This window comes from Geodermatophilus sp. SMS 5-13 (genome assembly GCF_059428245.1).
On sequence record NZ_CP165729.1, the window covers coordinates 4603534 to 4628123 of the forward strand.

Sequence of the window (24590 nt, forward strand, 5' to 3'; positions counted from 1 at the left end):
CCTTACAGGGTCCGGAGCAGGGCCGCACGGCCGGTTCGACCGGAAAGCGGCCAGGCCCCGGGCGTAGACTCGCCACCCGGTCCGACAACGTCCACAGACGAAGAAGGCACTCGCCCCCGTGTCAAGCGTGAGCTCATCCCGGCCGTCCTCCACGTCCTCCTCCTCGGTGGCGGGTTTCGGCACCAACGAGTGGCTGGTCGAGGAGATGTACCAGCAGTACCTCGCCGACCCGTCCAGCGTGGACCAGGCCTGGCACGAGTTCTTCGCCGACTACCGGCCGGGCAGCCCGGTCGCCTCCGGCCTGGACCGTGCGCAGCCGGCGCAGACCGCCCCGGACGGCGGTGCCGCGCAGACCCCCGCGGCCACCGCGCCGGCGGAGGACGACGCAGCCGAGTCCGCGGGCGCGCAGGGCGCGGCCACCCAGGCCAGCCCCGCCGCCGCGCCGGCCACGCCGCCGCCGAGCTCGCGCGCCACCCCGGTCGCGGAGCGCACCGAGGCCACCGTCGTCCACCGGGCCGCGGAGCGCACCGAGAAGCAGCAGCCGGCCGCCCCCGCCGCCCAGCCCGCGCCCGCCAAGGCGCAGCCGGCGAAGGCCGAGGCCGACGGCGTCAAGCGCACGCCGCTGCGCGGCGCCGCCGCCAGCGTGGTCAAGAACATGAACGCCTCGCTGACCGTCCCGACGGCGACCAGCGTGCGCGCGGTGCCCAGCAAGCTGCTGGCCGACAACCGCATCGTCATCAACAACCACCTCGCCCGCGCGCGCGGCGGGAAGGTCTCGTTCACCCACCTGATCGGCTACGCGCTGATCCGGGCGCTGGACGACTTCCCGAACATGAACAACTCCTTCGCCGAGGTCGACGGCAAGCCGACGCTGGTGCAGCCCGAGCACGTCAACTTCGGCCTGGCCATCGACCTGCCGAAGGCCGACGGCTCCCGCTCGCTGGTCGTGGCCTCGATCAAGGCCGCCGAGACGATGGACTTCGCCCAGTTCTGGGGCGCCTACGAGGACATCATCCGGCGGGCCCGCAACAACAAGCTGACCGTCGAGGACTTCCAGGGCACGACGATCAGCCTGACCAACCCGGGCACGATCGGCACCAACCACTCGGTGCCGCGGCTGACCGCCGGCCAGGGCGCGATCATCGGCGTCGGCGCGATGGAGTACCCGGCCGAGTTCCAGGGGATGAACCCCGAGACCCTCGCCGAGCTGGCCGTCTCGAAGATCATCACGCTGACCTCGACCTACGACCACCGGATCATCCAGGGTGCCGAGTCCGGCGACTTCCTGCGCCGGCTGCACGGCCTGCTCCTCGGCGCCGACGGCTTCTACGACCAGGTCTTCCGCTCGCTGCGGATCCCCTACGAGCCGGTCCGCTGGGTGCCGGACGTGCGGATCAGCCACGAGGGGCAGATCGACAAGGAAGCCCGGGTCATCGAGGTCATCGAGGCCTACCGGCGCAACGGCCACCTCATGGCCGACACCGACCCGCTGGAGTTCAAGGTCCGGACCCACCCCGACCTCGACATCGTCCAGCACGGGCTGACCCTGTGGGACCTCGACCGGCAGTTCCCCGTCGGCGGCTTCGCCGGCGAGCGCACGATGGCCCTGCGGGACATCCTCGGCGTGCTGCGCAACTCGTACTGCCGCACGGTCGGCATCGAGTACATGCACATCACCGACCCGGAAGAGCGCGAGTGGCTGCAGAAGCGCATCGAGGTCAAGCACGAGCAGCCCGACCGTGACAAGCAGAAGCACATCCTCGGCCGGCTCAACGCCGCCGAGGCGTTCGAGACGTTCCTGCAGACCAAGTACGTCGGGCAGAAGCGGTTCAGCCTCGAGGGCGGCGAGTCGGTCATCCCGATCCTCGACGAGGTGCTGATCGCCGGCACCGACTACGACCTCGACGAGGTCACGATCGGCATGGCCCACCGCGGCCGGCTGAACGTCCTCGCGAACGTGCTCGGCAAGAGCTACTCGAAGATCTTCGGGGAGTTCGAGGGCAACATCGACCCCTCGACCGTCCAGGGCTCCGGCGACGTGAAGTACCACCTCGGCGCCGAGGGCACGTTCAAGAACCCGTTCCGCGACGACGAGATCGCCGTCTCGCTGGCCAGCAACCCGAGCCACCTCGAGACGGTCAACCCGGTGCTCGAGGGCATCGCCCGCGCCAAGCAGGACATCCTCGACAAGGGCGAGGGCGGCTTCACCGTCCTGCCCGTCCTGCTGCACGGTGACTCGGCCTTCGCCGGGCAGGGCGTCGTCGCCGAGACGCTGAACCTCTCGCAGCTGCGCGGCTACCGCACCGGCGGCACCGTGCACGTCGTCATCAACAACCAGGTCGGCTTCACCACCAGCCCGGCCGCGGCCCGCTCGAGCCTCTACTCGACCGACGTCGCGCGGATGATCGGCGCGCCGATCTTCCACGTGAACGGCGACGACCCCGAGGCGTGCGTGCGGGTGGCCCGGCTGGCGATCGACTACCGGCAGGCGTTCAAGAAGGACGTCGTCATCGACCTGATCTGCTACCGCCGCCGCGGGCACAACGAGGGCGACGACCCGTCGATGACCCAGCCGCTGATGTACGACATCATCGACCGCAAGCGCTCGGTCCGGAAGCTGTACACCGAGGCGCTGGTCGGCCGTGGCGACATCACGCTGCAGGAGGCCGAGGAGGCGCTCAAGGACTACCGCGGGCAGCTGGAGCGGGCCTTCGCGGAGACCCACGACGTCCAGGAGTCCTCGAAGCCGGAGCCCGTCATGGACCCGCGCACCCCGCAGGAGTCCACGGTGCGGACGGCGATCACGCCCGAGATCCTCAAGATCATCGGCGACGCGCACGTCTCCCTGCCGGAGGAGTTCAACGTCCACCCGAAGCTCAAGCGGCTGCTCGAGCGGCGGGCGGCGATGGCCAGCGAGGGCGACGTCGACTGGGCGATGGGCGAGCTGCTGGCCTTCGGTTCGCTGCTCATCGAGGGCGTCCCGGTCCGGCTGGCCGGCCAGGACTCGCGGCGCGGCACCTTCGTGCAGCGGCACTCGGTGCTCATCGACCGGGAGACCGCGGCCGAGTACACGCCGCTGGCGCACCTGACCGAGGACCAGGCGAAGTTCTTCGTCTACGACTCGCTGCTGTCGGAGTACGCGGCGCTCGGCTTCGAGTACGGCTACTCGGTGGCCAACCCGAAGGCGCTGGTGCTCTGGGAGGCGCAGTTCGGCGACTTCGTCGACGGCGCGCAGATGGTCATCGACGAGTTCATCAGCTCCGGCGAGGCCAAGTGGGGGCAGCGCTCCGGCGTCGCCATGCTCCTGCCGCACGGCCTCGAGGGGCAGGGCCCGGACCACTCCAGCGGCCGGATCGAGCGGTTCCTGCAGCTGTCGGCGGAGAACAACATGACCGTCGCCAACTGCACGACGCCGGCCAACTACTTCCACCTGCTCCGCCGGCAGGCGCTCTCCGACGTGCACCGGCCCCTGGTCGTGTTCACGCCGAAGTCGCTGCTGCGGGCCAAGGCGGCGGTCAGCCAGGTCGCCGACTTCACCGAGGAGAACTTCCGGCCGGTGCTGCCCGACCCGGGCGTGGGCGGCGAGCCGCTGGACCCGTCGTCCGTGCGCCGGGTGCTGCTCTGCAGCGGCAAGGTCGCCTACGACCTGGGTGCCCACCGGGAGGCCGAGGGCATCGCCGACACCGCACTCCTGCGGGTCGAGCAGCTCTACCCGCTGCCCGTCGAGCAGCTCCGCGCCGAGCTCGACCGGTACCCGAACGCCCAGGACCTGGTCTGGGTGCAGGAGGAGCCGGCCAACATGGGCGCCTGGCAGTTCATGGCGATCAACCTGCCCGAGCACCTCGGCGGCCGGACGCTGCGCCGGATCAGCCGCAAGGCCTCGGCCAGCCCGGCGGTCGGGTCGGCCAAGGTGCACGAGGTCGAGCAGCGGGAGCTGGTCGCCTCGGCCTTCGCCGGCTGACGTGTACTTCACCGACAGGGGCCTGGAGGAGCTGGCCGACCGGCGGGGCGAGGAGCAGGTCTCCCTCGCCTGGCTGGCCGACCAGCTCCAGGCCTTCGTCGACCAGCACCCCGACTTCGAGGTGCCGGTGGAGCGCTTCGCCACCTGGCTCGCGCGCGGCGGGACGGACGACGACGCCGACGACTGAACGCTGAGCCCCTGCCCCGCGCGGGGCAGGGGCTCAGCGCCTTGTCGGGGTCCTCAGCGGATGCCGTCCCAGAGGGCCCGCTGCTCGCCGCGCGGGTCCTCGACCAGCCGGACCTGCTCGCCGAACTCCTGCACGGCCCGGCGGTCCAGGTCGTAGGGCGCCCAGCCGGGGTCGCCGTCGCGCACGAACCGCACCCAGGCGTCGTGCATGGCGTCGGCGAGGTGCTGCGGCGCCGCCGACCCCATCAGGGCGCCGTGCGCCTCGAGCGCGAGGGTGTCGAACGTGAAGCCGAGCTCGAGCGCGTGGCAGGAGCCGAGCCGGCCACCGAACTGCGGCGACGGCCAGGAGAACTCGTACATCCAGCTGCGCCCCGCCGTGGCCTCGGCGACCCGGATCGCCGGCAGGCGGAAGAACCAGTCGGTCGCGACGTCGGCGAGCAGCTCACCGGGCGTCGCCCCCGGCCGCGCCGAGCCGTACACCTCCAGGCCCTTGTCGACCTGCAGCCCGTAACCGGCCACCGCCATCCGCACCAGCGGCTCGGTCGCCATGTCGATGAGGCCGTTCGGCACCAGGAAGAGGCGGTGCTCGTCCCGGTTGGCGCCCACCAGGAGGGCGACGTCGCGGGCCGATCCCGCGGCGATCCGCCGGATCGGCAGGTCCGGGAGCACCTCGCCGTCGATGACCGGCTCGAAGGCCATCAGGTTGGCCGTCACCTCTCCCCAGCGCTCGGGGTCGGGCACCAGCTGCGCCTCCTGGGTGATGCCCACCTGGGCGGCGACCAGCTCGTCGATCGGCACGCCGGCCAGCGCCTCCCGCTGCGGGGGCAGGTTGAGCCGCTCGGCGAGGTAGCCGCCGATCTTCGTCGCGGTGGCCGCGCTCAGCGCGTGGTGGGCGGCGCCGCTCTGCAGCACGGCCTGGGTGAACAGCCCCTCGGCCGAGGGCATCGCCAGCAGGCAGCCGACGCTCATCCCGCCCGCCGACTCGCCCCCGATGGTGACCCGCGCGGGGTCGCCGCCGAACGCGGCGATGTTCTCCTGCACCCAGCGCAGCGCGGCCACCTGGTCGAGCAGCCCCCGGTTGGGCGGGGAGTCGTCGGCGAAGTGCAGGAAGCCGTCGACGCCGAGCCGGTAGTTGATCGTCACGCAGACCACGCCGTCGCGGGCGAACGTGGCGCCGTCGTACACCGGGACGGCCCCGGAGCCGTTGACGAACGCGCCGCCGTGGATCCACACGAAGACCGGCAGCCCCGACGCGCCCGGGTCCGGGGTCCAGACGTTGAGGTTGAGGCAGTCCTCGCCGGGGATCTGCGGCTCGGGCAACAGCACGTCGAACGGCGGCGCGTACGGCGGCTTGGGCGCGGTCGGGCCGTACTCCGTGGCGGGCCGGACGCCGTCCCACGGCTCGGGCGGCGCGGGGGCGGCGAACCGCCGGGGTCCGAAGGGCGGGGCCGCGTACGGGATGCCGAGGAAGGCGTGCACGCCGTCCCGGATCGTTCCCCGCACCTGTCCGCTGGTCGTCCGCACCGTGGGCTCCGTCATGCCAGCGGAACCTACCGCCGGTCCCGGCATGGGGGCACCACGGTGCGCCTTCGCCACGGGACGGCGCGGCAGCTGCACCCTGAGTGCGTGCTCGGTCACTCCCACGCCCTCTCCGGCCTCGCCGCCGGCGCCGCGACCCTGCCGTGGGCGCCGGTCCACGGCGCCGTCGCCCAGGGCGCCTGGGTCGCCGCGGCGGGCGGGTTCGCGATGCTGCCCGACCTCGACCAGCAGCGGACGACGATCTCGCGGATGTGGGGGCCGATCACCGACCTGCCCGCGGCCCTGATCAACAAGCTGTCCGGCGGGCACCGGTGGGGCACCCACGACGCGCTGCTCGCCCCCGCCGTCCTCGGCTTCCTGGCGATGGCCGCGACGCAGACCTTCCCGACCAGCCTGCTCGTCCTGGCGCTCGCGATCGGGCTGGCGCTGCGGGCGCTGAACTTCGTCATCCCGGGCCGGGCCGAGAACACCGTCATCGGGAACCTGGTGCTCTCCTGGGGCGGGGCCTGGCTGTTCCTCGACCACAGCCCGCCGCCCCTGTGGCTGCCGTGGGCCGTCGCGGTCGGCGTCCTGGCGCACATCCTGGGCGACTTCCTGACCCGCGAGGGGATCCCGGTGCCGGTGATCTGGATCCTGCACCGCTGCCGCTTCGCGCTCATCCACCTGCGCACCGGCGCGACCGTCGAGAAGGTCGTGCTCGTCCCGGCGTTCTCCCTCGCCACCCTGGTGTTCCTGTACCTGAACACCGGCATCTCCGGAGCCGTCGACCCCGTCGTGGAGCGGATCACCGGCAGCGGGTAGCCATGGCCCGGCAGCGGGTAGCCCGACGGCGTGGAACAGCTGTCCGAGAAGCTGCTGAACTGGGCGAGCATTCTCGACGAGCAGACCCGGATGCAGGCCGAGCGCACCGCCTCCCTGCCGTTCGTGCACCCGCACGTCGCCCTCATGCCCGACGCCCACCTCGGCAAGGGCGCCACCGTCGGCTCGGTGCTGCCGACGAGGGAGGCGATCATCCCGGCGGCGGTCGGGGTCGACATCGGCTGCGGGATGATCGCCGTCCGCACGCCGTGGTCGGTCGACGAGGTGCGTGCCCGTGGCCCGCTGGCACCGCTGCGCGGTGACATCGAGCGGGCGGTGCCGCTGTCGGCGGGCAGGTACAACAAGCGGCTCACCGACACGGCGAAGGCCCGGGTGGCGGCGCTGGAGGAGTACGGCGAGGAGCTCGGCGTCCTGCAGTCGGTGAACTCCGTCGCCCCGAACTGGCCGATGCAGCTGGGCAGCCTCGGGTCGGGCAACCACTTCATCGAGGTCACCGCCGACGAGCGGCAGCGGGTCTGGCTGTTCCTGCACTCGGGCAGCCGCGGGGTCGGCAACAAGATCGCCTCGCGGCACATCGCGATCGCCCGGGAGCGGGCGCGCCGCGAGCGGCTGGAGCTGCCCGACCGCGACCTGGCCTGGCTGGACGAGGGGACGCGGGAGTTCGACCGCTACATCGCCGAGCTGCAGTGGGCGCAGCGGTTCGCGCTGCTCAACCGCGAGGAGATGATGGACCGGGTCGCCGACTGCCTGGCCCGGCACATGCGCGCCGACGAGACGCCGGAGCACGAGCGGATCAACGCCCACCACAACTTCACCCAGCGGGAGCGGCACGACGGCGTCGACCTCTGGGTGTCGCGCAAGGGCGCGATCCAGGCCAGGCAGGGTCAGGACGGGCTCATCCCCGGCTCCATGGGGACGGCGAGCTACGTGACCACCGGCCTGGGCAACCCGCTGGCGCTGGAGTCCGCGCCGCACGGTGCCGGGCGGGCCTACTCGCGCGGCGCGGCCCGGCGCACGTTCACCCGCGAGCAACTCGAGACGGCGATGACCGGCATCGAGTGGCGGCACAGCGACGTCTTCCTCGACGAGATTCCTGCTGCGTACAAGGCGATCGACACAGTCATGGACGACGCGAAGGACCTGGTCGAGATCCGGCACACCCTGCGGCAGCTGGTGAACGTCAAGGGCGATTGACGAAGGACCCCCTGCCCCCCACCGCTCGCACGCTCGCGGCGGGACCCCGCAGTGGGCCGCCCCGCGACGTCACGAGCGGCTACGGTTCTCGGCCGTGACCGCCGCCTCCTCCCCCGCCCGGCCATGAGCGGCCCGATCTACGTCCCCCGGCTGCTGACGGACGACGCGATGGCGGTGCTGGCCGAGCTCGGCCTGCCGCTGGTCGTCGGCGAGGAGCGCCCGCCGACCCGCGAGGAGCTGCTGCGCGGCATCGCGGGCGCGGCCGCCGTCGTCTGCACGCTCACCGAGCGGATCGACGCCGGCGTCCTCGACGCGGCCGGCCCGCAGCTGCAGGTGGTCGCCAACGTGGCGGTCGGCTACGACAACATCGACGTCCCGGCGGCCCGGGAGCGCGGCGTCGTCGTCACCAACACCCCCGGCGTCCTGGACGACGCGACCGCCGACCTCGCCCTCGGCCTGATGCTCGCGGCCGCCCGCCGGATCACCGAGGGCGACCGCTTCCTGCGCCGCGCCGAGCCCTGGGTGTGGGGCCCGCGGATGATGGTCGGCCTCGACCTCTCCGCCGGCGCCACGCTCGGCATCGTCGGCTACGGCCGGATCGGCCGGGCGCTCGCCCGCCGGGCCCGCGGCTTCGGGCTGCGGCTGCTGGCCACCCCGACCCGCACGCCGCTGTCCGACGGGGACGCCGCCGGGGTGTCGTTCGTGGCGCTCGACGAGCTGCTCGCCGAGGCCGACGTCGTCAGCCTGCACTGCCCGCTGACACCGCAGACCCGGCACCTGATCGACGACGCCGCCCTCGCGCGCATGAGGCCGACCGCGCTGCTGGTGAACACCGCCCGCGGCCCGATCGTCGACACCGACGCCCTGGTCCGGGCGCTGCGGGAGGGCCGGATCGGCGGCGCCGCGCTCGACGTCTTCGAGGACGAACCGCAGGTCGACCCGCGGCTGCTCGCGCTGGAGCAGGTGGTGCTCACCCCGCACCTGGGCAGCGCCGCGTCGGCCACGCGCAGCGCGATGTGCGGGCTGGCGGTGCGCAACGCCGCCGAGGTGCTCGCCGGCCGCCCGCCTCTCACCCCGGTCTGATGGAGTCGCTCGAGCGCGGTTTCCGCGCTCGAGCGACTCCGCTCAGGCGGTGACGCGCTCCTCGCGGGCGCAGGCGGCGACGGCCTCGGCGACGGCGGTGGCGACCCGGCGGTCGAGCGGGCTGGGCACGATGTAGTCCGGCCGCAGCTCGTCGCCCACCACGTCGGCGATCGCGGTCGCCGCGGCCAGCTTCATCTCCTCGGTGATCGCGGTCGCGCCGGCGTCGATCGCCCCGCGGAAGACGCCGGGGAACGCCAGCACGTTGTTGATCTGGTTCGGCAGGTCGCTGCGCCCGGTGGCGACGACGGCCGCGTACCTGGCCGCCATCTGCGGGTCGACCTCCGGGATCGGGTTGGCCAGCGAGAAGACGATGCCGCCCGGCGCCATCGCCGCGATCGCCGCCTCCGGCACGGTGCCGCCGGACAGCCCCAGGTAGACGTCGGCACCGCGCAGCGCGTCGACCATCGTGCCGGCGTGCCCGGCCTCGTTGGTGTTCTCCACCAGCCACTGCTTGATCGAGGTGAGGTCCTCGCGGCCGGAGTGCAGGATGCCCCGGGAGTCGGCCACGGAGATGTCGCCAACCCCTGCCTCGAGCAGGATCTTCGTGCACGCCACCCCGGCGGCGCCGGCGCCGGCGACGACCACCCGCAGGTCCGAGATCTCCCGGCCCACCACCCGCGCGGCGTTGCGCAGCGCCGCGAGGACGACGATCGCCGTCCCGTGCTGGTCGTCGTGCATGACCGGGATGGACAGCGACTTGCGCAGCCGGTCCTCGATCTCGAAGCAGCGCGGCGCGCTGATGTCCTCCAGGTTGATCCCGCCGAAGGACGGCGCGATCGCCTCCACCGCGGCCACGATCCCGTCGACGTCGGTGGTCGAGAGCACGATCGGCACCGCGGACAGCCCGCCGAACTCGCTGAACAGGCAGGCCTTGCCCTCCATGACCGGCAGCGCCGCGGCCGGGCCGATGTTCCCCAGCCCGAGGACGGCGGTGCCGTCGGAGACGACCGCCACCACGCGCGGCGCCCAGGTGAACCGGCGGGCCAGCTCCGGCTCGGCGGCGATCGCGCTGGAGACGCGGGCGACGCCCGGCGTGTAGGTCAGCGCCAGGTCGGCGATCGAGTCGATGCCGCGCGTCGGGCGTACCGCCAGCTTGCCGCCCTCGTGCACCGCGAACGCCGGGTCGTCGGCGAAGCGCTCGGGATCGTTGCCGCCGTGGTGCTGGTCACCCATGGAACGGGGAGCGTAATCGCGGGGTCACCGGCCCGCCGACGGGCCCACCCCTTACGGTCTGCCGAGTGCAGATCCGCGAGCTCGCCGTGCGCGACGGCTATGTGGTCGACCTCGTGCCCCACGGGGACGCCCGCGGCCGGTTCACCGAGTGGTATCGCGCCGACGTCCTCTCCGGGGCCCTCGGCTTCGGGCTGCCCCTCGCCCAGGCCAACCACAGCGTCTCGGCCCGCGGCGTCCTGCGCGGGGTGCACTTCGCGCTCGTCCCGCCCGGGCAGGCCAAGTACGTGTACTGCCCGGCCGGCCGCATCCTCGACGTCGTCGTCGACGTGCGGGTCGGCTCGCCGACGTTCGGCGTCCACGACGCCGTCGTCCTCGACAGCGAGCGGCCGCGGGCGGTGTACCTCGCCGAGGGCCTGGGGCACGCGTTCCTCGCCCTCGAGGACCGGACCTCGGTGACCTATCTGGTCTCCTCCGGCTACGCCCCCGACCGTGAGTTCGGCGTCTCCCCGCTCGACCCGGCGCTGGACCTGCCCTGGCCGGACGACGTCGAGCTGGAGCTGTCGGCCAAGGACCGCGCGGCGCCCACCCTGGAGGAGGCCCGCGCCCAGGGCCTGCTCCCGACCGTGGAGCAGTGCACCGCCCGGTACACCGAGCAGCGCGCCCGGGGCTGACCGCGGACGACCGTCCGCCGGCGGTCGCCCACCGCGTTCGCCATGGCCGATGTGACTCTTGACACACTGCAACGGTCGTTCCAGGGTGACCTCCTCGCGCTCGTTGGTCGCGATGCGGACAACCGTCCTCAGAGCGGCCCGGGCTCTCCCCGGCAGGAGACGCGTGGTGGACCAGCTCTCCGTCCCCGTGACGATCGTCGGTGGCAGCCTCGTCGGACTGACCACCTCGCTGCTGCTCGCCGCCCAGGGCGTGCCGCACGTCGTGGTGGAGCGACACCGCGGCACCGCGGTGCATCCGCGGGCCGCCTCGTTCCACCAGCGGACGATGGAGATCTTCCGCAGCGTCGGCCTCCAGGAGGCCGTCGAGGAGGCCGCCACCCGGGAGTTCGTGCAGAACGGCGCCATCGTGTCGGTGCCGAGCCTGGCCAGCCCGGAGGTGACCTACTTCTTCCGGCACTTCAACGAGGGCGTCGAGCACCTGAGCCCGACGTCGCGGCTGTTCATCACGCAGATCGGGCTGGAGCCGCTGCTGCGGGATCGCGCCCGCGCGCTGGGCGCGGACCTGCGCTACGCGACCGAGCTGGTCGACGTCGAGCAGGACGAGGACGGCGTCACGTCGGTGCTCCGGCCGCGGGACGGCGGTCCCGAGCAGGTGGTTCGCTCGGACTACCTCGTCGCGGCGGACGGCGCGCACAGCGTCGTTCGCGACCGGCTGGGCATCGACCTGGCCGGGCGCGGGTCCTTCGCCGAGTGCGTGACGATCTACTTCCGCGCCGACCTGCGCGAGCTGATCGGCGACCGGAACCTCAGCGTCGTCTACGTGAACCACCCCGAACTGCTGGGGTTCTTCCGGTTCTCCCTCGCCGGCGACTCCGGCTTCCTCGCCGTCTTCTCGACCGTCGAGCCCGACGGCACGCGGGACACCCACGTCGCGGAGGGGCTGGACGCGGCGCGCTGCGCCGAGCTGGTCCGCAAGGCGCTGGGCCGCTCCGACATCCCCGTCGAGGTCGACAACGTGCAGCGGTGGACGGCGGCCGCGGCGCATGCAGCGCGGTTCGGCACCGGACGGACGTTCCTCGCCGGCGACGCCGCGCACGTCATGCCGCCCACCGGTGGCTTCGGCGGCAACACGGGGGTGGCCGACGCGCACAACCTGGCCTGGAAGCTGGCCATGGTCACGCGGGGCCTCGCGGGGCGCGGCCTGCTGGACACCTACGACGCCGAGCGCCGTCCGGTCGGCGACCTGATCATCGAGCAGGCCTACACGCGCTACGTCCTGCGGGTGGACCCGACGCTGTCCAGGGAGGGCATGGCGCCCCCCATGGACGACGCGTCGATCGAGCTGGGCCCGGTGCACCGCTCGGCGGCGATCGTGGCCGAGGAACCCGACGACGGCGCTCTGCTGGTCGATCCGCGGCAGCCCGGCGGGCGCCCGGGCACCCGCGCGCCGCACGTCCCCGTCGTCCGGGACGGCGGAACCGGGTCGGTGCTGGACCTGTTCGGGCACGACCTCGTGCTGCTCGCGGGGGCGAAGGGCGACCGCTGGTGCTCGGCCGCGGAGCAGGCCGCGGCCGCGGCCGAGGTGCCGCTGACCGCGCACACGATGTCGGCGGCCGCGTCCGTGGTGGACGTCGACGGCCGCTTCGCCGAGGCCTTCGGGGTGGACGAGGACGGCGCCGTCGTCGTCCGCCCGGACGGGATCGTGGCCTGGCGGTCGCGGCGCGGGGTCGAGGAGCCGGCCGCGGTGCTCGACGGCGTCCTGCGGCGGGTGCTGGTGCGCTAACCGGCGGACGGCGGCGGACCGGCCAGCCGGCCCGGGCGCGGCCAGATCCGGCCGACCACCCGGCCGACCGGCACGGCGACGCCGAACGCGCGGCTGTCGTCGGTGACCAGCGGGTTGTCCCCCACCACCCAGCTGCCGCCGGGCTCGGCGCGCTGCACCCGCTTGACGACGAGCAGCTCCGGCCGGGCGGGGAAGCGGGCCAGGACGACGGCGCCCGGGGCCACCGGCGTGCCCGGGCGGAGCCGGCGGACCAGCAGCCGGTCGCCGTGGCGCACGGTCGGGGACATCGACGGGCCGGTGACCCGGGCCAGCACCCACGTCGTGGCGAGCGGGGGCACTGCGCTCCCGCTGTCGCTCCCGATCACCGCGAGTAGGGTCGCAGACGACCCGAAAACACGACATCCGGAGGCACATCCATGCGTTTCACCCGCATGTTCTCCGCGGTCGAGGCCAGCGCGCACTGCGACCTCCCCTGCGGCGTGTACGACCCGGCCCAGGCCCGCATCGAGGCGGAGTCCGTCAAGGCGATCCAGCAGAAGTACCAGGACAACGAGGACCCGGTCTTCCGGCAGCGGGCCGTGCTCATCAAGGAGCAGCGCGCCGATCTCGTGAAGCACCACCTGTGGGTGCTGTGGACCGACTACTTCAAGCCGCCGCACTTCGAGAAGTACCCGCAGCTGCACGAGCTGTTCAACAAGGCCACCAAGCAGGCGGGCGCCGCGGGCGGCAAGGGCAGCATGGACCCCGCCGAGGGTCAGAAGCTGCTCGACTACATCGCCGAGATCGACAAGATCTTCTGGGAGACCAAGGCCGCCTCCTGAGCGAGTGCGTTCCACGACCGCTGCCGGGCCGCCCCCACGGGCAGCCCGGCAGCGCCGTCTCCGGCTCCGGCCGCGGCCGGGGACCCGTTCGGGCACGGTCGATCCGCCTAGGGTCGCGGCATGCATGCCTCCGGCGCTCCGTCGTTCGACGTCGGCGAGTTCCTCGAGCGGGTCGAGGAAGCCGCGCCGATCGAGGCCGTCGAGCAGGTCGCCGACGCCCTGGCCGACTGGGTCGACGCCAGCCGCGTCACGTTCCTGATCGCCGACTTCAGCGGCCGCTCCGTGGTCCGGCTGACCTCCACCGGCCCGGCCGTCGAGGATTCCCGGAGCGGGCCCGAGGAGCAGGCCGAGACCGTGCCGCTCTCGGGCAGCCGCTACGAGCGGGTGCTCCGGACGCAGCAGTTGGACGTGGAGTCCCTCGCCGACGGGTCCCGGCTGATCGTCCCGGTCACCGACCGCGGGGACGCGATCGGCCTGATCGAGCTGGACCTGCCGCGCCCCGCCGGACCGGAGGTAGTGGCCGACGTCTCCGCCGCGGCTCACGCGCTGGCCTACGTGGTGATCGCCGCGCGCCGCCACACGGACGTGTTCGAGTGGGGGCAGCGCACGACGCCCTTCACGCTCGCCGCGGAGATCCAGCGCCGGCTGCTGCCCAGCTCCTACACCTGCGAGGCGGGGCAGTTCACCCTCGCCGGCTGGCTGGAGCCGGCCGCCGCGGTGGGGGGTGACACCTTCGACTACGCGCTGGACCGCCATTCGCTGCAGGTGTCGATCACCGACGCGGTCGGTCACCAGGTCCCCGCCGCCCTCCTGGCCACGCTGTTCGTGGGCGCGCTGCGCAACGCCCGCCGCAAGGGGCTCGACCTCCTCGACCAGGCCCGCTCGGCCAACGACGCGCTGGCCGAGCACGCCGCCGCCGGCCAGTTCGTCACCGGGCAGTTGGTCCGCGTCGACCTGCAGACCGGCGTGGCGGTGATCGTCAACGCCGGCCACCCCTGTCCGATCCGGCTGCGCGCCGGGCGCGTTGAGCCGATCGGCCTGTCCGTCGAGCCGCCGTTCGGGGTCCTGCCCGGGAAGACCTTCCGGCCGCAGCCACTCCCGCTGGAGCCGGGCGACCGCATCGTCTTCCTCACCGACGGCATGCAGGAGCGCAACGCCGCCTCGCTCGATGTCGCGCAGGCGCTGGCCGACACCGCCGACCTGCACCCGCGGGAGGTGGTCCACGCGCTGGGCGACGCCGTCCTGCACGCGACCGGAGGCGACCTGCGCGACGACGCGACCATGGTCTGCCTCGACTGGTACGGCGGCCCGCTGCGGCGGCGGAGCAGCGAGTACGGCGCCGACCGCGGCCTCGCTTCGGCCCCCCGGCGGCCCGGCGGCGCCTGAGCACGCGCCCCGTCCTCCGGCGGTGCGGTCCTGGGCCCTGCCGGTACCGTTTGCTCACGATGCGCATCGACCGGGCCGGGTGGCCCTTCATCACCGGGCCCCTCGCCCCCGCCGCCGTCCTGGCGGTCGCGGGCCGGCGCCGGTTCCGGCTGCTGGCCTGGCCTTTCGTGCTGCTGTCGGCCTACATGGCGCTGTTCTTCCGCGATCCGGACCGCCGCTGCGACGCCGAGCAGCCGCCACCGGACGACGTCCTCTCCCCCGCCGACGGCATGGTCATGGTGGCGGGCGAGCCGCAGGAGGGCGTGGCGCCCGAGGGCGACTGGCAGCAGATCAGCGTGTTCCTCTCGGTGGTCGACGTGCACGTGAACCGCTCGCCCTACCGCGGCGAGGTCGTGGAGAGCTCCTACCGCAAGGGCAGCTTCCTGGCCGCCTACCGCAAGGAGTCCGCGCACCGCAACGAGCGCAGCGAGATCTGGCTGCGCGACGGCGACCGCACCGTGGTGTTCCGCCAGATCGTCGGCGTGCTGGCCCGCCGCATCGTCACCCGCACCGGCGTCGGGCAGAAACTGGCGACCGGTGAGCGCATGGGCCTGATGAAGTTCGGGTCCCGCATGGACGTCTTCGTGCCCCCGGAGTGCACGATCACCGTGCAGAAGGGGCAGCGCGTGCGCGGCGGCGAGACCGTCATCGCCCGCTGGCCCGGAACCCGCTGAGGGAGCGGCCGCCGATGCCTCCGACCCGGCGCACGACCACGGTCGAGTTCGTCCGCGGCTCCGGCCGGCGCGCCCGGCGCCGCGCCCTGGCCACGCTGCCCAGCCTGTTCACGCTGGCCAACATGATGTGCGGCTTCCTCGCCATCCTGGTGTCGATCCGCGGCCAGTACACGTTCGCCGCCATTCTGGTCGGGCTCTCGGTCGTCTTCGACATCACCGACGGCGCGGTCGCCCGGCTCGTCGGCGCGGTGACCCCGTTCGGGCTGCAGTTCGACTCGCTGGCCGACCTGGTCTCGTTCGGGATGGCTCCGGCGCTGCTCGCGTTCACCCTGTTCTCCGAGGGGGACGACGCCTTCGACCCGCTGGGCTGGATCGCCTGCGCGCTGTGGGTGGCCTGCGCCGCGATCCGGCTCGCCCGGTTCAACACCACCATCGACCCGACCGCCGACAAGCGGTACTTCATCGGCATGCCCAGCCCCGGCGCCGCGGGCGTCGTCCTGGCCTCGGTGTTCGCCTTCGGCGACCAGATGCAGGGCCGCGACCGGCTGTGGGTGCTGCTGATCGTCGCCGTCCCGGCGCTGCTCATGGTCAGCCGGATCAAGTTCCGCTCGTTCCGGTCGCTGGTGAGCCCCAAGAGCGGCCGGCCCTACGGGCTGATCGCCGCCGCGGTCCTGCTGATCATCGGCTTCGTGTTCATCCCGGTGATCACCGGCGTCGTGCTGGCCTACGGCTACCTGCTCGCGCCGATCCTCGTCCCGATCGTCTCGCCGCTGGGCCGGCTGGTGCCGGCCCGGATCAAGGAGGTCCTCACGTGAGTGTCCGGCCGATCCGCCCGGACGACGTCCCCGCGGTCGTGGGGCTGGTCCGCGAGCTGGCCGAGTACGAGAAGGCCGCGCACGAGGTGCGGCTGACCGAGGAGCAGCTGACGGCCTCCCTCTTCGGCGAGCGCGCCGCCCTCTACGGCCACGTGGCTGTCGTCTCTGAGGACGGGGTGGCCCCCGGCGCCGTCGTCGGCATGGCCCTGTGGTTCCTCAACTTCTCCACCTGGCGCGGCACGCACGGCATCTACCTCGAGGACCTCTACGTGCAGCCGCAGCACCGCGGCACCGGCCTCGGCAAGGAGCTGCTGCGCACGCTGGCCGAGACCTGCGTGCAGCGCGGCTACGACCGGCTCGAGTGGGCGGTGCTGGACTGGAACACGCCGTCCATCGACTTCTACAAGGCACAGGGCGCGGTCCCGATGGACGAGTGGACCGTCTTCCGGCTCACCGACGACGCTCTGACCACCTTCGCCGCGCGGCGCGGGGGTGCCGACGGAGCCGGTCCGACCTAAGGTCGCGCGAATGGCGGACATCGACCTGCCGGCGCTGGTGCGGCGCCGCCTCGCCGAACTCGGCATCACCCCGGCGCAGGCCTCCCGGCTGGCCGACTGGGCGATCGCGCCGGAGACGATCGAGCACCTCGCCGAGGGGCGCCGCTCCGGGCTGGTGACCGAGCGGCTCGCGCGGGCGCTCGCGGTGGCGATCGGCGTGCCCGAGAACCGGGTCCGCCGCGCGGCCGGACTGCCGGAGACGCCCGACCCGCGGGAGAGCATCGAGACCGGCCCGCACCTCCGGGTGATCAGGGGCGGTGACCGCTCCCGATAGAGTCGGCTCCCGTGGGTCACGACCGCGGCCGGGCCGAGTGCTGGCTCACCGACATGGACGGCGTCCTGGTGCACGAGGGCAAGGCCCTCCCCGGCGCCGCGGACTTCCTGGAACGCCTCGTCGAGTGCGAGCGCCGCTTCCTGGTGCTGACCAACAACTCGATCTTCACGCCGCGCGACCTCGCCGCCCGGTTGTCGCGCTCCGGGCTGAACGTGCCGGAGGAGTCGATCTGGACCTCGGCGCTGGCCACGGCGGACTTCCTGTCCTCCCAGCTGCCGGGCGGCTCGGCGTACGTGATCGGCGAGGCGGGCCTGACCACGGCCCTCTACGAGGCGGGCTACACGCTCACCGACACCGACCCGGACTACGTCGTCCTCGGGGAGACGCGGACCTACTCGTTCGAGGCGATCACGCGGGCGATCCGGCTCGTCGGCGACGGCGCGCGGTTCATCGCGACCAACCCCGACGTCACCGGTCCCTCGCCGGAGGGCCCGCTGCCGGCGACCGGCTCGGTCGCCGCGATGATCACCAAGGCGACCGGTGCCGAGCCCTACTTCGTCGGCAAGCCGAACCCGATGATGTTCCGCAGCGCCATGAACCGGATCGAGGCCCACTCGGAGTCGACCGTGATGATCGGCGACCGCATGGACACCGACGTCGTCGCCGGCATCGAGGCGGGCCTGGAGACGATCCTCGTGCTCACCGGCTCGACCCGGCCGGCGGACGTGACGCGCTTCCCGTTCCGGCCCAGCCGCATCTGCGACTCGATCGCCGACGTCATCGACCTCGTCTGAAGCGGGGCGGGCCGCATCACTCCACGCGGCGGAAGAAGGCCAGCCGCGACTCCGGGGTGGCCAGCAGGTAGAGCGTGACGGCGACCGGCACGAGCATCGGGATGCCGACCTCGGGGTGCTCGTAGCTGAACGCCGCCGTGAGGCCGACGGCGCCCAGCATCAGCTGCACGGCCACCACCGGTCCACGCGACCACGACGCCAGGCGCCACAGTCCGCGTGCGCACGCCGCGAGCAGCGCCGCGCCGAGCAGCGCGAACAGCACGAGCCCCCAGGCGCCGCGGTTGCTCTCCGCGTCACCGGTGGCCGTGCGCACGGCCACGTAGCCGGCCGCCAGGACGAGGGCCACCGCCTCCACCGCGACCACGACCGCGGCCCAGCGCAGGCTGCGCGGTGCCTCCTCGGCCGGCTCGCGCCGTGGCCCGGCCGCCGACGGCTCGGCCGCCGCGCCCAGGAGGCGGTCGGCGCGGCTGCGGCGCTGGTCGTCGCTCACGCCGCGAGGTTACGCGCGCCCCACACGCCTCCCTGGACCCCGGACCTCCCGGTCGGCACGCGCTCTCCTGGCTAGCCTGGGGCCATGCGCGCGCTCGTGGTGGTCAACCCGGCGGCGACCGCCACGACCCCGAAGGGCCGCGACGTCCTCGTCCGGGCGCTCGCCAGCGAGCTCAAGGTCGACGTCGCCGAGACCGGGCACCGCGGGCACGGCCGTGAGCTCGCCGCCCGCGCCGTCGCCGACGGCGTCGACGTGGTGGTGACCCTCGGCGGCGACGGCACGGTGAACGAGGTCGTCAACGGCCTGCTCGAGCACGGTCCCGCGCCGCACGTGCCCACCCTGGCCGTCGTCCCCGGCGGGTCGACCAACGTCTTCTCGCGCGCGCTGGGCCGATCCCGGGACCCGGTCGAGGCGACCGCGGAGATCCTCGACGCGCTGCGCAACGGCCGCACCCGCCGGGTGTCGCTCGGCACCGCGAGCGCGACCGGCACGAGCACCGCGCCGGTGACCGTGCACGACGAGGGCAGCGCGCCCGCCGTCGCCGCGGCCGACGCGGCCGCCTCCCCCGAGTGGACCGCCCCGCGCTGGTTCGTCTTCGCGGCCGGCCTGGGCTTCGATGCCGACGTGATCGCGCGGGTCGAGGCGCAGCGCGCCCGCGGCCGCCGCTCCACCGGTGCCCTGTACGTGCGCGAGGCCACCGGCGCGTTCCTGCTCGGCCGGGAGCGGCGGCGGCCGGCGATGACGTTGTGCGCGGACGGCGCGGCGCCGCTGGACGGCCTGTTCCTGTGCCTGGTGTCCAACGTCAGCCCGTGGACCTACCTGGGCGCCCGCCCGGTCAACCCGAGCCCCGAGGCGTCGTTCGAGACCGATCTCGACGTCTTCGCGATGGGCCGCATGGGTCCCCTGCGGATGCTGCACACGGTGCGGCAGGTGCTGGCCCGCCGTCCCGACGCCCGCGGCAATGGTGTGCACCGGTGGCACGACCTGCCGGAGGTGACCCTGACCGCGTCCCGGCCCCAGGGCTGGCAGCTCGACGGCGACCACCTCGGCACCGCAACGGGACTGCGCGTGCGCAGCGTCCCGGGTGCCTTGCGCGTGGTCGCCTGAGACAGGACCCCGTCCTCCTCACCGCTCGCAGGCTCGCGGCGAGCCTCTGGTCGGGGCCGTTCCAGACTTTTCGGACGGCTCGTTCAGACGGCGCACAGGCCTGTGGGCTCTGCTGTTAGCACGACACCACCGGTTGCCGTCAAGGCATTCATCGGTGTGGTGGACACGTCGAGTGGCGCGCCTATCACGCGCGTGGTGAGGTTGCTCACGAGGGGGTCGACGACGACCTCGTTTCGCTTGACAGGCGTCCGCCTCGTGAAAACATCGCGAGAGGAACGCAACCTGCCGGTAACAAATAGGCAGGCGTCGCTGAGCCACGGCGCTGGGCAACCGGTGTCGGCCCGCGTGCGGACCGAGGCCGGCGACTAGTCGCACCCGCAACTGACATCGAGGAGTACACCACCATGGACTGGCGCCACCGCGCCCTGTGCCGCGACGAGGATCCGGAGCTGTTCTTCCCCATCGGGACGACAGGCCCCGCGCTGGTACAGATCGAGCAGGCCAAGACGGTGTGCCGGCGCTGCCCGGTGGTGCAGTCGTGCCTGGACTGGGCGCTGCGGTCGGGTCAGGACTCCGGGGTCTGGGGCGGTCTGTCGGAGGACGAGCGCCGCGCGCTCAAGCGCCGTCAGGCCCGCACCCGGGCGTACACCGCCTGACCTGAGCACCACCGGCAGGGGCGCCCCGCGCCGCTGCCGAGCACTGCGCCGCGAGGCCGGTCCGGGAACTCCCGGACCGGCCTCGCGGCGTTCGGCGGCCGGGTCAGCGACGGGGCCGGCCCGCGCCGGGCACGGTCAGCACCACCTCGGTCCCCGGCCCGCGGCCCCCGGGCGGGCCCATCGCCAGCCCGCCGCCCAGCTCGCCGGTGACCAGGGTCCGCACGATCTGCAGGCCCAGCCCGTCGCTGGCGGCGGCGTCGAACTCCGCGGGCAGCCCCAGCCCGTCGTCCCGCACGCGGACGACGAGGTCGTCGCCGTCGCGCTCGGCGATCAGCTCGATCGTGCCCGGCTCCCCGTCGGGGAAGGCGTGCTCGGCCGCGTTCTGCAGCAGCTCGGTGACGGCCATGACCAGCGGCGTCGCGGTGGCCGCGGGCAGCTCCCCGAACTGGCCGATGCGGCGGGCCCGGGCGGCGGGGCCCACCACGGTGAGGTCGCCGAGCATCGGCAGCACCCGGTCGAGGACGTCGTCCACGTCGACGACGTCCTCCCGGCTGCCGGCCAGGGTGTCGTGGACGACGGCGATCGACGCCACCCGCCGCACCGACTCCTCCAGCGCCGCCCGCGCGGCCGGCTCGGTCATCCGCCGCGCCTGCAGCCGCAGCAGCGCGGCGACGGTCTGCAGGTTGTTCTTCACGCGGTGGTGGATCTCGCGGATCGTGGCGTCCTTGGTGAGCAGCGCGCGGTCGCGGCGGCGGACGTCGGTGACGTCGCGGACCAGCACCAGCGCGCCCGCCTCGGCACCCGGCGCCTGCAGCGGCAGCGCCCGGACGAGCATCGTGGCGGTCGAGGCCTCGACGTCCATGGGGTCGGGAAAGCGGCCGGCCACCGCCGCGGTGATGCCGGCGGCCACCGCCTCGCCCACGACCCGGTCCGCGGCCGCCGCGCGGGTGACCTCGGACAGCTCGGCCCCGACCAGGTCACCGGTGAGGCCGATCCGCCGGTAGGCCGACAGCGCGTTGGGACTCGCGTAGGTGATCCGCCCCTCGCTGTCCAGGCGCACCAGGCCGTCGCCGACGCGCGGGCTCATCTCGGCGTCCTGCAGCTTCTGCGGCGGGAAGGTGCCGGCCGACACCATGAGGCAGAGGTCGGCGGCGATGTCGAGGTAGGTCAGCTCGAGGGTGGACGGCGACCGGGTGACGGCCAGGTTGGTGTCCTTGGCGAGGACGGCGACGACGACGCCGTCGTGCCGCACCGGGATCACCTCGCGGCGCCGCGGGCTGACCCCCGACCAGTCCGGCTCGCCCTCGGTGACCGGCCGGCCCTCCCGGTAGGCGACGACGAACGGCTCGGCCGCCACCCCGGACGCCTCGGCGCCGACGAGGTCGTCGGGCTGGCTGGTCGGGGCGGTCAGCGGCCGCACCTGCGCCACGCACCACCAGTTCCCGCTCTGCAGGGGCACCCAGAGGGTCAGGTCGGCGAAGGCGAGGTCGGCCAGCAGCTGCCAGTCGGCGACCAGCCGCCGGGCGTGGTCGACCTGCGAGGGACTGGACGCCGATCCGCGGTGGAGACGCTCGGAGAGGCTGCTCATGGTGCTCCGAGGGTATGTGGCGCCCCCGCCTACGCTGCCGGGCGCGTGGCCGAGCCCGCCCCCGTCGAGCCGGTGCGCGTCGAGCCGACGACGCCCGAGGACTGGTCCCGGATCGCCGAGCAGCACCAGCGACCCCCGACGAGCGGCTGGGGTTCACCCGCCTGCCGGGGCGGGACTGCAGAAGACCCCGGTCAGCCGTCGACGGTGGCGATCAGGTCGCCCTCCTGGAGCACCTCGCCCTCGACGACGTGCAGCTCCGCGACGGTCCCGGCGCGCTCGGTGAGCACCGGGATCTCCATCTTCATCGACTCGAGGATCACCAGGGTGTCGCCGGCCGCGACCTGCGCACCGGGCCGGACGAGGACCTTCCACACGCTGGAGACCATCTCCGCGTGGATCTCCTCGACCGGCACGCCGGGCCTCCCTCGCGCTCGCGGATGACGTCGGCCCTCATCCTGGCACGTCAGGGGCCCTGATCCGGTCAGCGCCCGGGCGTCTCCGAGCCGGCGGCCAGCCGGTCGAGGACGGCGCAGATCTCCGCCCCGTCGTGCGGCACCCCCGCGTCCGGCAGCTCGGCGAGCACCCGGCCGAGCGCCCGCGCGGCGGTGGCGGTGTCCGCCGCGCCGGCGCTGAGCGTGGCCAGCAGCGCGTCGTACCAGCCGTCGAGGCGGTCCCGGGGGTCGTAGCCGCGCACCGCGACGACCTCGACGTCCGCGCCGTCGAGCGGGACCCGCTCGGTCGCGGGCAGCCGGCCGGTGACCCGGCCCGCCGTCCCCGGGGGCAGGGTCGAGCGCAGCTGCACGGCGACGGCGGCCCGCGGTGTGCCCGGCTGCGGCGCGGCCGCGACCGCGCGGCGACCCGCGGCGCTCCGCAGCGCGAGCTCGACGGCGTCGACGGCGTGCGCGCGCTCGAGCACCGACATGTCCAGGGAGAAGCCCGCGGCGACCTCGGCCAGCTCGCCGTCCGGGGCGATGCCGACGGTGACCAGCCCGCGCCAGCCGACGTCCTTGAGCCTCCGGGCGGCCGCGGGCAGCTCGGTCGGCTCGGGGGTCCAGGAGATCCGCGCGATGCCCGCCGCGCGATCGCGGGAGACGGGCGTCAGGTGGCGCAGACCGTCGTCCGTGACCCAGGCGAGGAAGCCGCGCTCGCTGGCGGGCTCGACACCGTCACCGCCGAGCCGCTCGAGCACATCGGCGTCGGGACCGACCCACACCAGCCCGGCCTTGGCGACGGCCGCCGCCAGGCGGGCGTTGCCGGCCAGCGCCGGCGGCACGGGCAGGACGGCGGCGGCGCCGCTGCGCTGCGCGGCCTCCACGATGCGGTCGACGGCCAGGTAGGACTCGGCCGCGGGCGCCGGGCCCAGCAGCACCGCGTCGTCGGCCATGCGCACGTGCCGGGCGTTGCGCTCGGCCTCCGAGTGCACGGCGATCGACTTGATCCCGATCCGGGCGCAGGCGGCCATCACCCCGCAGGCCGCCGGCCCGCGGCCGGCGACCAGCACGCTCTCGATGCCCAGGTCCATGTCGTGCTCCCCGTTCCACGTCAACCCGGCCGGCAACGTCGCCGGCCCGGCCGTGAGAGGCTTGCACAGTCAGCTTGGCGGGTCCGCCGGCCGGGTGCACATCCCTGCGCCGAGCCATCCCACCCGCGAGGTACCACGTTCAGCCCGGTGAAGGAGGCATCCATGTCCAAGCGCGGACGCAAGCGTCGCTCTCGCAAGAAGAACGGCGCCAACCACGGCAAGCGCCCCAACGCCTGAGCGCCAGGGAGCGTCCCCCCATCGCTCAGGCGGGGGTGGGACGCTCCCCGGACGTCTCGGTCCGGATCACCTCGGTGGTCAGCTTCTCGACGCTGACCTGCATGCCGTCCTCCTCGAAGGTGACGGTGGTCAGCTGCATCTTGATCCGGTCCCGCAGGCCCGGTGGTGGGACGTCCCCGCCGCAGCGGCGGCGGACCAGCGCCTTGAACTCCTGCTCGATGCCGAACTGGCGCAGGCAGCCCGAGCAGTCCTCGAGGTGCTCGGCGATGACCGCGCGACGATGGTCGTCGGTCTCGTGGTCGAGGAACTCGAAGACGTGCGACAGGACGTCGTCGCACGAATTGATCTCGATCGGCTCACCAGTGCCCGGACGGCCGTCGTCGCTGCTCACGCCGACTCCTCCCCGGCTCCGGCGCGGACGAAGCCGCGCTCACGGGCGTAGTCGGCCAGCAGCTTCTGCAATCCTCGCCGGCCCCGGTGCAGCCGGGACATCACCGTGCCGATGGGCGTGCCCATGATCTCGGCGATCTCCTTGTAGGCGAAGCCCTCGACGTCGGCGAGGTAGACCGCCAGCCGGAAGTCCTCGGGCAGCTGCTGCAGGGCCTCCTTGATGTCGGAGTCCGGCAGGTGGTCCAGCGCCTCGATCTCGGCCGAGCGCAGGCCGCTGGAGCTGTGCTCCTCGGCGGCGTAGAGCTGCCAGTCCTGCACCTGGTCGGTGGGGTACTGCTGCGGCTGCCGCTGCTTCTTGCGGTAGCTGTTGATGTAGGTGTTCGTCAGGATCCGGTACAGCCACGCCTTGAGGTTGGTGCCCTCGGCGAACTGGTGGAACGCGGAGTAGGCCTTGACGAACGTCTCCTGGACCAGGTCCTCGGCGTCGGCCGGGTTGCGGGTCATGCGCAGCGCCGCCGGGTAGAGCTGATCGAGGTAGGGCAGGGCGTCGCGCTCGAAGCGGGCGTCCCGCTCGGCACGGGTCTCCGCGACCTGGGTGCGGCTGCCGCCCTCGCGCGCTTCGGGGACCTCCACCGGCGCGCCCGGAACAGGGGCGGCGGCCGGCTCGTCGGCGGGGCTGTTGCTCGTGGGCTCCTCGGGCACCGACCGTCCTCTCTGCGGGCCCCGCATGCGGGAGACCACGTCGGTCGATCCTAGTCGCGAGGCATCGGG

At 73.5% G+C, this 24590-nt stretch carries 26 protein-coding genes; 17 read left to right on the forward strand and 9 right to left on the reverse strand.

Features of this window, described 5'->3' with window-relative positions; all coding sequences use genetic code 11:
- Window positions 1-127 precede the first annotated feature (127 nt).
- Together AB3388_RS22275 and AB3388_RS22280 are read left to right on the forward strand one after the other, a co-directional pair.
- Window positions 128-3961: a multifunctional oxoglutarate decarboxylase/oxoglutarate dehydrogenase thiamine pyrophosphate-binding subunit/dihydrolipoyllysine-residue succinyltransferase subunit gene (locus tag AB3388_RS22275; RefSeq protein ID WP_495407500.1), complete on the forward strand. Its 3834-nt coding sequence runs from the start codon at window positions 128-130 to the stop codon at window positions 3959-3961.
- Between the two features lies 1 nt (window position 3962).
- Window positions 3963-4148, forward strand: coding sequence for a DUF6104 family protein (locus AB3388_RS22280; protein ID WP_495407501.1), 186 nt, complete (start codon window positions 3963-3965; stop codon window positions 4146-4148).
- Between the two features lie 53 nt (window positions 4149-4201).
- On the opposite strand, the gene AB3388_RS22285 is transcribed toward AB3388_RS22280, so the two are convergent.
- Window positions 4202-5686 (reverse strand): carboxylesterase/lipase family protein, encoded by a 1485-nt coding sequence (locus tag AB3388_RS22285; protein WP_495407502.1) that lies wholly within the window; start codon window positions 5684-5686, stop codon window positions 4202-4204.
- Between the two features lie 87 nt (window positions 5687-5773).
- Here AB3388_RS22285 and AB3388_RS22290 point away from each other — a divergent pair, with 87 nt between their 5' ends.
- The 3 genes from AB3388_RS22290 (at window position 5774) to AB3388_RS22300 (ending at window position 8782) form a co-directional block, all read left to right on the forward strand.
- Window positions 5774-6487: a metal-dependent hydrolase gene (locus AB3388_RS22290; protein WP_495407503.1), complete on the forward strand. Its 714-nt coding sequence runs from the start codon at window positions 5774-5776 to the stop codon at window positions 6485-6487.
- Between the two features lie 30 nt (window positions 6488-6517).
- On the forward strand, window positions 6518-7699 hold the full coding sequence (locus AB3388_RS22295) for an RtcB family protein (RefSeq protein ID WP_495407504.1): 1182 nt from the start codon (window positions 6518-6520) through the stop codon (window positions 7697-7699).
- Window positions 7700-7822: 123 nt separating this feature from the next.
- Complete coding sequence (locus tag AB3388_RS22300; RefSeq protein ID WP_495407505.1) at window positions 7823-8782, forward strand: 2-hydroxyacid dehydrogenase; 960 nt, start codon at window positions 7823-7825, stop codon at window positions 8780-8782.
- A 42-nt stretch (window positions 8783-8824) separates the two neighbouring features.
- Here the strand turns inward: AB3388_RS22300 and AB3388_RS22305 are convergent, their stop codons facing one another.
- Window positions 8825-10015 (reverse strand): NAD(P)-dependent malic enzyme, encoded by a 1191-nt coding sequence (locus AB3388_RS22305; RefSeq protein WP_495407506.1) that lies wholly within the window; start codon window positions 10013-10015, stop codon window positions 8825-8827.
- A gap of 65 nt (window positions 10016-10080) precedes the next feature.
- Here AB3388_RS22305 and AB3388_RS22310 point away from each other — a divergent pair, with 65 nt between their 5' ends.
- Window positions 10081-10686 carry a dTDP-4-dehydrorhamnose 3,5-epimerase family protein gene (locus AB3388_RS22310; RefSeq protein WP_495407507.1) on the forward strand — a complete coding sequence of 202 codons (606 nt, stop codon included), beginning with the start codon at window positions 10081-10083 and terminating at the stop codon, window positions 10684-10686.
- Between the two features lie 166 nt (window positions 10687-10852).
- Window positions 10853-12469 carry an FAD-dependent monooxygenase gene (locus AB3388_RS22315; RefSeq protein ID WP_495407508.1) on the forward strand — a complete coding sequence of 539 codons (1617 nt, stop codon included), beginning with the start codon at window positions 10853-10855 and terminating at the stop codon, window positions 12467-12469.
- On the opposite strand, the gene AB3388_RS22320 is transcribed toward AB3388_RS22315, so the two are convergent.
- Window positions 12466-12834 carry a S26 family signal peptidase gene (locus AB3388_RS22320; protein WP_495407509.1) on the reverse strand — a complete coding sequence of 123 codons (369 nt, stop codon included), beginning with the start codon at window positions 12832-12834 and terminating at the stop codon, window positions 12466-12468. The genes AB3388_RS22315 and AB3388_RS22320 overlap by 4 nt on opposite strands.
- Window positions 12835-12885: 51 nt before the next feature.
- Here AB3388_RS22320 and sodN point away from each other — a divergent pair, with 51 nt between their 5' ends.
- From sodN to AB3388_RS22355, 7 genes are all read left to right on the forward strand, one after another.
- Window positions 12886-13290: a superoxide dismutase, Ni gene (gene sodN, locus AB3388_RS22325; protein ID WP_495407510.1), complete on the forward strand. Its 405-nt coding sequence runs from the start codon at window positions 12886-12888 to the stop codon at window positions 13288-13290.
- A gap of 120 nt (window positions 13291-13410) precedes the next feature.
- Window positions 13411-14676 carry a PP2C family protein-serine/threonine phosphatase gene (locus AB3388_RS22330; protein ID WP_495407511.1) on the forward strand — a complete coding sequence of 422 codons (1266 nt, stop codon included), beginning with the start codon at window positions 13411-13413 and terminating at the stop codon, window positions 14674-14676.
- 59 nt (window positions 14677-14735) lie between these two features.
- Window positions 14736-15389 (forward strand): phosphatidylserine decarboxylase, encoded by a 654-nt coding sequence (locus AB3388_RS22335; RefSeq protein ID WP_495407512.1) that lies wholly within the window; start codon window positions 14736-14738, stop codon window positions 15387-15389.
- Between the two features lie 14 nt (window positions 15390-15403).
- Entirely contained in the window at window positions 15404-16204 is an 801-nt protein-coding gene (gene pssA / locus AB3388_RS22340; protein ID WP_495407513.1) for a CDP-diacylglycerol--serine O-phosphatidyltransferase, read from the forward strand.
- Window positions 16201-16722 carry a GNAT family N-acetyltransferase gene (locus tag AB3388_RS22345; protein WP_495407514.1) on the forward strand — a complete coding sequence of 174 codons (522 nt, stop codon included), beginning with the start codon at window positions 16201-16203 and terminating at the stop codon, window positions 16720-16722. The genes pssA and AB3388_RS22345 overlap by 4 nt, the downstream gene beginning before the upstream one ends.
- A gap of 10 nt (window positions 16723-16732) precedes the next feature.
- Entirely contained in the window at window positions 16733-17035 is a 303-nt protein-coding gene (locus AB3388_RS22350; protein WP_495407515.1) for a hypothetical protein, read from the forward strand.
- Between the two features lie 11 nt (window positions 17036-17046).
- Entirely contained in the window at window positions 17047-17829 is a 783-nt protein-coding gene (locus tag AB3388_RS22355) for an HAD-IIA family hydrolase (protein ID WP_495407516.1), read from the forward strand.
- A gap of 16 nt (window positions 17830-17845) precedes the next feature.
- Here the strand turns inward: AB3388_RS22355 and AB3388_RS22360 are convergent, their stop codons facing one another.
- On the reverse strand, window positions 17846-18319 hold the full coding sequence (locus tag AB3388_RS22360) for a hypothetical protein (protein WP_495407517.1): 474 nt from the start codon (window positions 18317-18319) through the stop codon (window positions 17846-17848).
- Between the two features lie 84 nt (window positions 18320-18403).
- Between AB3388_RS22360 and AB3388_RS22365 the strand changes: the two genes are divergently transcribed.
- A complete protein-coding gene (locus AB3388_RS22365; RefSeq protein WP_495407518.1) occupies window positions 18404-19426 on the forward strand; it encodes a diacylglycerol/lipid kinase family protein in 1023 nt (340 codons plus the stop codon).
- A gap of 404 nt (window positions 19427-19830) precedes the next feature.
- A complete protein-coding gene (locus AB3388_RS22370) occupies window positions 19831-20082 on the forward strand; it encodes a WhiB family transcriptional regulator (protein WP_495407519.1) in 252 nt (83 codons plus the stop codon).
- Window positions 20083-20185: 103 nt separating this feature from the next.
- Here the strand turns inward: AB3388_RS22370 and AB3388_RS22375 are convergent, their stop codons facing one another.
- The 3 genes from AB3388_RS22375 to AB3388_RS22385 form a co-directional block, all read right to left on the reverse strand.
- A complete protein-coding gene (locus AB3388_RS22375) occupies window positions 20186-21670 on the reverse strand; it encodes a sensor histidine kinase (RefSeq protein WP_495407520.1) in 1485 nt (494 codons plus the stop codon).
- Between the two features lie 191 nt (window positions 21671-21861).
- Window positions 21862-22083 (reverse strand): biotin/lipoyl-binding carrier protein, encoded by a 222-nt coding sequence (locus tag AB3388_RS22380; protein ID WP_495407521.1) that lies wholly within the window; start codon window positions 22081-22083, stop codon window positions 21862-21864.
- Window positions 22084-22151: 68 nt separating this feature from the next.
- Window positions 22152-23192: a biotin carboxylase N-terminal domain-containing protein gene (locus AB3388_RS22385; RefSeq protein ID WP_495407522.1), complete on the reverse strand. Its 1041-nt coding sequence runs from the start codon at window positions 23190-23192 to the stop codon at window positions 22152-22154.
- A 162-nt stretch (window positions 23193-23354) separates the two neighbouring features.
- On the opposite strand from AB3388_RS22385, the gene AB3388_RS22390 reads away from it, so the two are divergent.
- Window positions 23355-23429, forward strand: a complete 75-nt coding sequence (locus AB3388_RS22390; protein ID WP_407643698.1) for a 50S ribosomal protein bL37 — start codon at window positions 23355-23357, stop codon at window positions 23427-23429.
- Window positions 23430-23454: 25 nt separating this feature from the next.
- Here AB3388_RS22390 and rsrA read toward each other — a convergent pair whose 3' ends face one another.
- Window positions 23455-23820 carry a mycothiol system anti-sigma-R factor gene (rsrA, locus tag AB3388_RS22395; protein ID WP_495407523.1) on the reverse strand — a complete coding sequence of 122 codons (366 nt, stop codon included), beginning with the start codon at window positions 23818-23820 and terminating at the stop codon, window positions 23455-23457.
- Window positions 23817-24521: a sigma-70 family RNA polymerase sigma factor gene (locus AB3388_RS22400; RefSeq protein ID WP_495407524.1), complete on the reverse strand. Its 705-nt coding sequence runs from the start codon at window positions 24519-24521 to the stop codon at window positions 23817-23819. The genes rsrA and AB3388_RS22400 overlap by 4 nt, the downstream gene beginning before the upstream one ends.
- Between the last annotated feature and the right edge of the window lie 69 nt (window positions 24522-24590).